Genomic DNA, 8,111 nt, shown 5'->3' with positions numbered 1-8,111 from the left:
GGTGGGCGCACAAAGAACGGCGGCTATCGTCGCAACATGTCGATAGGCAAGATGGCCGCCTACGTCTCTAAATACATCCTCAAAGACTTCGAGGATGCGCCGCTCGAAAGCAACCGCTACAGCCGCTCGAATGGCCTCGTCATTCAGAAGTCCAAGCTGCTCCGATTCGCCGGCGTCGGCACTGTCTGGGATGTCCTGGAGCTAGCCTTCGAATGCACCGACGGCCATGTGATCGTGAGTCACGCCGTGGATTCCGATAGAGGCTCGTACTGGCTCGTCACAGAGCCTGACAAGGGGGCAAGCCATGCCACCATGCACTGACCCCTCTGAGAAAAACGTTTCCGGAAATGCTCGAAGGCTAGCGAAACACCGAGCCGCTCATGCACGCCTAGATATCGCTGTTGATCACCGGATCGCCGAAACCATCGCCGGCCTAAGCTCGGAATTCGATGCATCGAAAACCGAGGTCGTGAACTCACTGCTGCGCTATGCGCTCACGAATCGCGACTGGAAAAAACAAGGCTTGATATGGCGGAGGTGACGGATGTTGGTGGGCTATGCGCGAGTCAGTACGGATGATCAGGACACTGCTTTGCAGATGGATGCCCTTGGGCGTGCCGGTGTCGTCTGCATCTACTCGGAAAAGGGCAGTTCAGTAGGCCTACGGCCAGCGCTTCAGGAGGCGCTAGGAAGGTGCGAAGCTGGCGACACCTTGGTTGTTTGGAAGCTTGATCGAATTGCGCGTAGCTTGCACGATCTCTTGGGCATCCTTGCCAAGCTCAAAACGCGGGATGTGGGGTTACGGTCTCTCACTGAGCCCATAGACACCAGTTCGGCTATCGGTGAGTTCATGGTCCAGATCCTTGGGGCAGTTGCCCAGCTTGAACGGTCGATGATTCGGGAGAGAACCGGTGCCGGGCAGGTCGCTGCAATTCGCCGAGGGGTGGCCTTCGGGCGCCCTAAGCGCCTATCTCCAGACGACGAGGAACAGGCTTTCTTCATGCGGTGTGCTGGTGTCCCGCTGCAGCACGTTGCGTGGTATTTCGACGTCAGCATCATCGTTGTGCGCCGCCTCGTCGACGAGGATCTAGGACGTAAAAAAACCGGGCTGTACCCGGTGCTGTCTGCATATTTGAGGTCTTGAAGTGTTGACTTTCATGCTGCCTCGATAATAGGCGTATGCCCCAAATTCAACTTACGCCCGCCCAACGGCGAGAAAAGCGCGCCGAGGCGCATCACCTGAGCCCGGTGGTCATCGTCGGCAACGACGGCCTGACACCCGCCGTGCAGAAAGAAGTCGATGCCGCGCTCAATGCGCACGGCCTCATCAAGGTCCGCATCGTGTCGGACGACCGCAACGGCCGCGAACTGATCTACCACACCCTGGTGGAAGAACTCGGCGCCGCGCCGGTGCAGCACATCGGCAAGCTGGTGGTGCTGTGGCGCCCGCCGGTCGAAAAAGAAAAGAGTGTCGACGACGACCGGCTGCCCGGCCCGCGCGACGTGAAAATTCTGAAGCACAGCACCCGCGGCGGCCAGCGCCCCGAGGTGCGGGTGCTGCGGGTGCTGGGCAACCAGCGGCTGACCTCCGGTGGCCAGATCAAGCGCGCCAAGCCGAAGAAGAAGTCGATCAAGAAACGCCAAGCCGACTGATACGCCGATGTCCGAGCCTGCCGCAGAGCGCCACGTCCTGTGCATGAAGTGGGGTACCAAGTACGGCCCCGAGTACGTCAACTCGCTCTACGCGATGGTACGCCGGCACCTGACCGGCCATTTACGCTTCGTGTGCCTGACCGACGACGCCGCCGGCATCCGCCCCGAGGTGGAGTGCCGCCCGATCCCGACGCTGGACATCCAGCCCGAGCAGCCGGGCGTGCCCGACCGCGCCTGGCGCAAGCTCACGACCTTCGTCGGCGACCTGCACGGTCTGCGCGGCACCGCGCTCTACCTTGACGTGGACGTGGTGGTGGTCGGCAGCCTGGACGCGTTCTTCGAGATGCCAGGCGAGTTTTTGATCATCAAGGACTACAAACGCTCCTGGCGGGTGACCGGCAACTCGTCGGTCTACCGCTTTACCCTGGGTGCGCATGCCGACGTGCTGGCAAACTTCCAGCGACACGAGGCCGACATCCGGCACCGGTTCCGCAACGAGCAGGCCTACCTGTCCGACTACCTGCACCACCAGGGCAAGTTGGCCTACTGGCCCGCCGCCTGGTGCCCCAGCTTCAAGTACCACAGCATTCCGACCTGGCCGCTGAACTACTGGCAGGCGCCGCAGGTGCCGCACGACGCGCGGGTGGTGATCTTCCACGGCGAATGCAATCCACCCGACGCGCTCCTGGGAAAACGCAACCGTCGCTTCCGCTTCATCCGACCCGCGCGCTGGGTGGCGCAACACTGGCGGGAATAGGCCCTGGCGGCCAGCCGCACCGCCCGCGAGACCGGTGGCCGGCCGGCCGGATCGATCAATTACCGGAGGCGTCCTCGGGCACGGCGCTCGGCGCGGCCTCGCTCGGCACCTGCAGGCATTTCCACAGCACGACGCCGGCACACACCCACTGCGCCAGGTATATCGCACTGCCGACCGCGTGCCACAGCTTCAGGTTCTCGCGCGCGACGATCCGCGGCGACACGCCGAACTCGGCCAGCAGCGCAAGCAGCACACCCGCCAGCACGAAGCCCAGAGCGCTACGCGCCCACGGCAGCAGCACCGACTCGCCCCGGTCACGGGAAGCGAGCAGCAGCAGCATGCCGCAGGCGACCGACAGCCAGGTCTGGGCGGTGAAGAGAAGCGCCGCCATCTGGCCGGCCATGGCCGGCGTCGGCAGATGCTTGAACAGCAGCGGCACCACCAGGAAGCCGATCGTGGACATGCTGCCCCACCACAGGGCGGCGACGATGGGCGGCATCCGGTGTTCGAAGGACATGGGATTCTTACTTGGCGGCAGACGACGGTCAGATGTACTTGACCGCGACGATCTCGTAGCGGCGCACGCCGCCGGGCGCCTGCACCTCGGCCGTGTCGCCCTCTTCCTTGCCGATCAGCGCGCGGGCGATCGGGCTCGACACGTTGATCAAGCCCTGCTTCAGGTCGGCCTCGTCCTCGCCCACGATCTGGTAAGTGACCGCGTCGCCCGACTCTTCGTCTTCCAGCTCCACCGTGGCGCCGAAGACCACCTTGCCGCCCGCGTCCAGCGACAGCGGATCGATGACCTGCGCGGCCGACAGCTTGCCTTCCACTTCCTGGATGCGGCCTTCGATGAAGCCCTGGCGGTCCTTCGCCGATTCGTATTCGGCGTTCTCGCTCAGATCACCCTGGGCGCGCGCATCGGCGATGGCGGTGATGACCCAGGGGCGGTCCACCGTCTTCAGGCGGTGCAGCTCTTCCTTGAGCTTCTCGGAGCCCCTTTTGGTAATCGGGATGGTGGCCATGTTCTTGTCGCTCCAAAAGAAAAAGCCGGACGGAACCGTCCGGCGGTAATACAGGGAGGGGACGGTGGCTCAGACGAGCGGATGTCCTGCGAGCCGGCCCAGAATCGCCAGCGGGCTCGACGCAGGATTGTATTGTCTGTCCGCGGGCAGGTGCAGGGTCTGCTCCAGCATGAACTGGCCCGCCATCACCGCATGCGGCGTCTGGTCGGAAAAACAGATCCAGGCCGATCCGGCGACGAAAGGCATCGTCATCTGCGGCGCGGTTTCCTGGTAGCCCATGTCGGATTTCATGCCGTCGTGCAGCTGCAGCATCAGGTGGTCGTATTCGCTGCGCAGCGACTTCGTCACCCGCAGCGTCCGCAGCAGCCGCGCCTGCAGCGGCGAGTAGCGCCTGGCCCGCGGCAGGAAGCGCCGGGCCATGTCCTCGAACGGCTCGCCCACGCGCCAGGTGCGCGGCACCCCGGCCGGGTTGACGTTGGCGAACACCCGCAGGATCCGCTCGCCGTAGTTGGGCCGCGAGGGAAACGCGTCGATGTGCAGCCGCCGGTCGTCGGCGCGCCAGGACTGCCGGCGCGTCTCGACCTGGGCCGGCCGGTAGCTGGTCGGCGCCATCCGCAGCGACGGCACGTAGTGTGGCAGCAGCGCATGCACCAGCGACTCGGCCTGGCGGCGGAACCGCCCGACCATGCCCGCGAGGGCCGCCTGCGCGTCGCCGGCAGCGCCCTTGAGCCGGCCTTCGGCATCGAGGCTGATGTTGCGCACGTCGGGCATCAGCAGGTCGGGCCGCAGCAGCGCCTGCTCCAGCGGCTCCAGCACGAACGGGAGCTGCGGAAAATAAAGCACCTTGCCGGCTTCCAGGGCCGCCACCCACCGGGCGTCGTGCCGGCCCGCGCGCCAGTCGTCCAGGCCGAGCGTCAGGACCTGCTCTTGAATCTGCGTGTCTTGCATGGCGTTATTGTGCTTTCTCCCAAACGGCGAGGCCCGCGGTGCGGGCGGGCCTCGAACCTTCCGGTGCGACCGGGGCCGCACCGTGATGAGCCTACCGCATCAGGCGGCGGTCAGCTGGGCATGCAGTTCCTGCAGGGAGTAGACGTCGAGGTCGTCCACGTAGCGCATGCCTTCGACGGCCGCCTCGGCACCGAAGATGGTGGTGAAGGTGGTCACCCGGGCCTGCAGGGACGAGGTGCGGATCGCACGCGAATCGGCGATCGCGTTGCGGCGCTCTTCCACCGTGTTCACCACCATCACGATTTCGTTGTTCTTGATCATGTCGACCACGTGCGGCCGGCCTTCGGTGACCTTGTAGACCACCTCGACCGGGATGCCCGCCGCGGCGATCGCGTTGGCCGTGCCCTTGGTCGCCACCAGGGTGAAGCCCTGTGCGACCAGCTGGCGCGCCACCTCCACCGTACGTGGCTTGTCGCTGTTCTTGACGGTCAGGAACACCTTGCCCGATTTCGGCAGCTTGGTGCCGGCGCCGAGCTGCGACTTGACGAAGGCCTCGCCGAAGGTCTTGCCCACGCCCATCACCTCGCCGGTCGACTTCATCTCGGGGCCGAGAATCGTGTCCACGCCGGGGAACTTGACGAACGGGAACACCGCTTCCTTCACGCTGAAGTACGGCGGTGTCACCTCTTCGGTGATGCCCTGCGACGCCAGCGTCTGCCCGGCCATGCAGCGCGCGGCCACCTTGGCCAGCTGGATGCCGGTCGCCTTGCTGACGAAGGGCACGGTGCGCGAGGCGCGCGGGTTGACTTCCAGCACGTAGATCACGTCCTGGCCGTCGACTTCCTGTATCGCGAACTGCACGTTCATCAGGCCGACCACGTTCAGGCCCTCGGCCATCGCGGCCGACTGGCGCTTCAGCTCGTCCACCGTCGCCTTGCGCAGGTAATACGGCGGCAGCGAACAGGCCGAGTCGCCCGAGTGCACGCCCGCCTGCTCGATGTGCTCCATCACGCCGCCGATGAAGGTCTTGCCTGCCGGGTCGCGCAGGCAGTCCACGTCGCATTCGATCGCGTTGTTGAGGAAGCGGTCGAGCAGCACCGGAGAGTCGTGGCTCACCTTGACCGCTTCGCGCATGTAGCGCTCCAGGTCGCGCTGCTCGTGCACGATCTCCATCGCACGGCCGCCCAGCACGTAGCTCGGGCGCACCACCAGCGGGTAGCCGAGCGCCGTGGCCTTCTCCAGCGCCTCGGCTTCGGTGCGGGCGGTGGCGTTCGGCGGCTGGCGCAGGCCCAGTTCGTGCAGCAGCTTCTGGAAGCGCTCCCGGTCTTCGGCCGCGTCGATCATGTCGGGCGAGGTGCCGATGATCGGCACGCCGTTGGCTTCCAGGTCCAGCGCCAGCTTCAAGGGCGTCTGGCCGCCGTACTGCACGATCACGCCTAACGGCTTTTCCTTGTCCACGATCTCCAGCACGTCCTCGAGCGTCAGCGGCTCGAAGTACAGGCGGTCGGAGGTGTCGTAGTCGGTCGAGACGGTCTCGGGATTGCAGTTGACCATGATGGTCTCGTAGCCGTCCTCGCGCATGGCGAGCGCGGCATGCACGCAGCAATAGTCGAACTCGATGCCCTGGCCGATGCGGTTGGGGCCACCACCCAGCACCATGATCTTCTTGTTGGTGGTCGGCTCGGCCTCGCACTCGTCCTCGTAGGTCGAGTAGAGGTAGGCGGTGTCGGTCGCGAACTCTGCCGCGCAGGTATCGACCCGCTTGTAGATCGGGCGCACGCCGAGCGCGATGCGCTTCTGGCGGATCGCCGTGTCGGTGGTCTTGAGCTGGCGCGCCAAGCGGCGGTCGGAGAAGCCCTTCTTCTTCAGGGCGAGCAGCGTGTCCTTGTCGATCTCGTCCAAGGTCTTGGTTTCCAGTTCGAGCTCGATCTTCACGATCTCCTCGATCTGCATTAGGAACCACGGATCGATCTTGGTCAGCGCGAAGACCTCGTCCACGCTCATGCCCTGGGCGAAGGCGTCGCCCACGTACCAGATGCGCTCGGGGCCGGGCTCGCCCAGCTCCTTCTCCAGCACTTCGCGGTCCTGGGTCTTCTCGTTGAGGCCGTCCACGCCCACTTCCAGGCCGCGCAGGGCTTTCTGGAACGATTCCTGGAAGGTGCGGCCCATCGCCATCACCTCGCCGACCGACTTCATCTGGGTCGTCAGGCGGCTGTCGGCGGTCGGAAATTTCTCGAAGGCGAAGCGCGGGATCTTGGTGACCACGTAGTCGATCGACGGCTCGAACGAGGCCGGCGTGGCGCCGCCGGTGATCTCGTTCCTCAGTTCGTCGAGCGTGTAGCCGACCGCCAGCTTGGCCGCGACCTTGGCGATCGGAAAGCCCGTGGCCTTCGACGCCAGGGCGGACGAGCGCGAGACCCGCGGGTTCATCTCGATGACGACCATGCGGCCGTCCTTCGGGTTGATCGAGAACTGCACGTTGGAGCCGCCGGTATCGACGCCGATCTCGCGCAGCACCGCGAGCGATGCATTGCGCAGGATCTGGTATTCCTTGTCGGTCAGGGTCTGCGCGGGGGCCACGGTGATCGAGTCGCCGGTGTGCACGCCCATCGGGTCCAGGTTCTCGATCGAGCAGACGATGATGCAGTTGTCGGCGGTGTCGCGCACCACCTCCATCTCGTACTCTTTCCAGCCGAGCAGCGATTCCTCGATCAGCAGTTCGTTGGTCGGCGAGGCTTCCAGGCCGCGCTTGCAGATGGTCTCGAACTCTTCGGCGTTGTAGGCGATGCCGCCGCCGGTGCCGCCCAGGGTGAAGCTGGGGCGGATCACCGTGGGGAACCCGAGCGTCTTCTGCACGCCCCAGGCCTCGTCCATCGAATGCGCGATGCCGGAGCGGGCCGAGCCCAGCCCGATCTTGGTCATCGCGTCCTTGAACTTGAGCCGGTCCTCGGCCTTGTCGATCGCCTCGGGCTTGGCGCCGATCAGCTCGACCTCGTACTTGTCGAGCACGCCGTGGTGCCACAGGTCGAGCGCGCAGTTCAGCGCGGTCTGCCCGCCCATGGTCGGCAGGATCGCATCCGGGCGCTCCTTGGCGATGATCTTCTCGACCGTCTGCCAGGTGATCGGCTCGATGTAGGTGACGTCGGCCGTGGCCGGGTCGGTCATGATCGTCGCGGGGTTGCTGTTGATCAGGATGACCTTGTAGCCTTCTTCCCAAAGCGCCTTGCAGGCCTGCACGCCCGAGTAGTCGAACTCGCAGGCTTGGCCGATGATGATCGGGCCGGCGCCGATGATGAGGATGGAGTGGAGGTCTTTACGCTTTGGCATCTTTGCTGGCCTCTATCAAGTTTTTTATCTTTGAAATATCGCCATCTTGGCTGGCGATATCAAGCTGGTCGGCGTCGGCGCAGACGCAATGGAACAACTCAAAAGAGCGCTTGTTCAGGTCAAGACTTTTAATCTTGGCCTCGCGAAAAAGTTCAGCAGCACGGCGGCCATCGCTGCCTCTGATTTCGAACTCGCGAAAACCGCTCAGGGCGCCGTCAAGTTCATCCACGCTGACACGCATGGCGCCACGTAGCACCTCGTATCGGATCAACGGTGTGATAGCAAGCTGTACCAAAGGATCTTGGACGAGTTGCCGCAACCGTTCAGCCGCTGCCTCATGAACTTCATTGCCCGGCTCGCCGTCAAATGCGCCGATTAGTAAGTTGGTGTCCAACAAATATCCC

At 64.5% G+C, this 8,111-nt stretch carries 8 protein-coding genes and 1 pseudogene; 4 read left to right on the top strand and 5 right to left on the bottom strand.

Annotated elements, in window-relative coordinates; all coding sequences use genetic code 11:
• The 4 genes and pseudogenes from DFQ15_RS11115 to DFQ15_RS11100 form a co-directional block, all read left to right on the top strand.
• Positions 1-321 (top strand): annotated as a pseudogene (locus DFQ15_RS11115) (rolling circle replication-associated protein); the annotation flags it as partial.
• A 223-nt stretch (positions 322-544) separates the two neighbouring features.
• Positions 545-1,144: a recombinase family protein gene (locus tag DFQ15_RS11110; RefSeq protein WP_110466036.1), complete on the top strand. Its 600-nt coding sequence runs from the start codon at positions 545-547 to the stop codon at positions 1,142-1,144.
• A gap of 35 nt (positions 1,145-1,179) precedes the next feature.
• Positions 1,180-1,653: a ribosome assembly RNA-binding protein YhbY gene (gene yhbY, locus DFQ15_RS11105; protein WP_110466035.1), complete on the top strand. Its 474-nt coding sequence runs from the start codon at positions 1,180-1,182 to the stop codon at positions 1,651-1,653.
• A gap of 7 nt (positions 1,654-1,660) precedes the next feature.
• The gene (locus tag DFQ15_RS11100) at positions 1,661-2,410 is read left to right on the top strand and encodes a glycosyltransferase (protein ID WP_110466034.1); all 750 of its coding nucleotides are present in this window, start codon (positions 1,661-1,663) and stop codon (positions 2,408-2,410) included.
• Positions 2,411-2,465: 55 nt separating this feature from the next.
• On the opposite strand, the gene DFQ15_RS11095 is transcribed toward DFQ15_RS11100, so the two are convergent.
• The 5 genes from DFQ15_RS11095 to DFQ15_RS11075 all read right to left on the bottom strand — a co-directional run bounded on the left by DFQ15_RS11095 (position 2,466) and on the right by DFQ15_RS11075 (position 8,101).
• A complete protein-coding gene (locus DFQ15_RS11095; RefSeq protein WP_110466033.1) occupies positions 2,466-2,927 on the bottom strand; it encodes a DUF4149 domain-containing protein in 462 nt (153 codons plus the stop codon).
• Between the two features lie 28 nt (positions 2,928-2,955).
• A complete protein-coding gene (greA, locus tag DFQ15_RS11090; protein ID WP_110466032.1) occupies positions 2,956-3,432 on the bottom strand; it encodes a transcription elongation factor GreA in 477 nt (158 codons plus the stop codon).
• Positions 3,433-3,501: 69 nt separating this feature from the next.
• A complete protein-coding gene (locus DFQ15_RS11085) occupies positions 3,502-4,380 on the bottom strand; it encodes a Kdo hydroxylase family protein (RefSeq protein WP_374941024.1) in 879 nt (292 codons plus the stop codon).
• A 99-nt stretch (positions 4,381-4,479) separates the two neighbouring features.
• Complete coding sequence (gene carB, locus DFQ15_RS11080) at positions 4,480-7,707, bottom strand: carbamoyl-phosphate synthase large subunit (RefSeq protein ID WP_110466031.1); 3,228 nt, start codon at positions 7,705-7,707, stop codon at positions 4,480-4,482.
• Positions 7,694-8,101 (bottom strand): type II toxin-antitoxin system VapC family toxin, encoded by a 408-nt coding sequence (locus tag DFQ15_RS11075; RefSeq protein ID WP_199399859.1) that lies wholly within the window; start codon positions 8,099-8,101, stop codon positions 7,694-7,696. The genes carB and DFQ15_RS11075 overlap by 14 nt, the downstream gene beginning before the upstream one ends.
• Positions 8,102-8,111 lie beyond the last annotated feature (10 nt).

Source organism: Xylophilus ampelinus, assembly GCF_003217575.1.
GTDB lineage: Bacteria > Pseudomonadota > Gammaproteobacteria > Burkholderiales > Burkholderiaceae_C > Xylophilus > Xylophilus ampelinus.
This window is presented reverse-complemented; position numbering and strand designations above follow the sequence as displayed.

Coding starts and splice junctions, on each gene's coding strand:
- DFQ15_RS11085 (WP_374941024.1), bottom strand. CDS start 4,380: ATGCAAGACACGCAGATTCAAGAGCAGGTCCTGACGCTCGGCCTGGAC.
- DFQ15_RS11095 (WP_110466033.1), bottom strand. CDS start 2,927: ATGTCCTTCGAACACCGGATGCCGCCCATCGTCGCCGCCCTGTGGTGG.
- DFQ15_RS11100 (WP_110466034.1), top strand. CDS start 1,661: ATGTCCGAGCCTGCCGCAGAGCGCCACGTCCTGTGCATGAAGTGGGGT.
- yhbY (WP_110466035.1), top strand. CDS start 1,180: ATGCCCCAAATTCAACTTACGCCCGCCCAACGGCGAGAAAAGCGCGCC.
- carB (WP_110466031.1), bottom strand. CDS start 7,707: ATGCCAAAGCGTAAAGACCTCCACTCCATCCTCATCATCGGCGCCGGC.
- greA (WP_110466032.1), bottom strand. CDS start 3,432: ATGGCCACCATCCCGATTACCAAAAGGGGCTCCGAGAAGCTCAAGGAA.
- DFQ15_RS11110 (WP_110466036.1), top strand. CDS start 545: ATGTTGGTGGGCTATGCGCGAGTCAGTACGGATGATCAGGACACTGCT.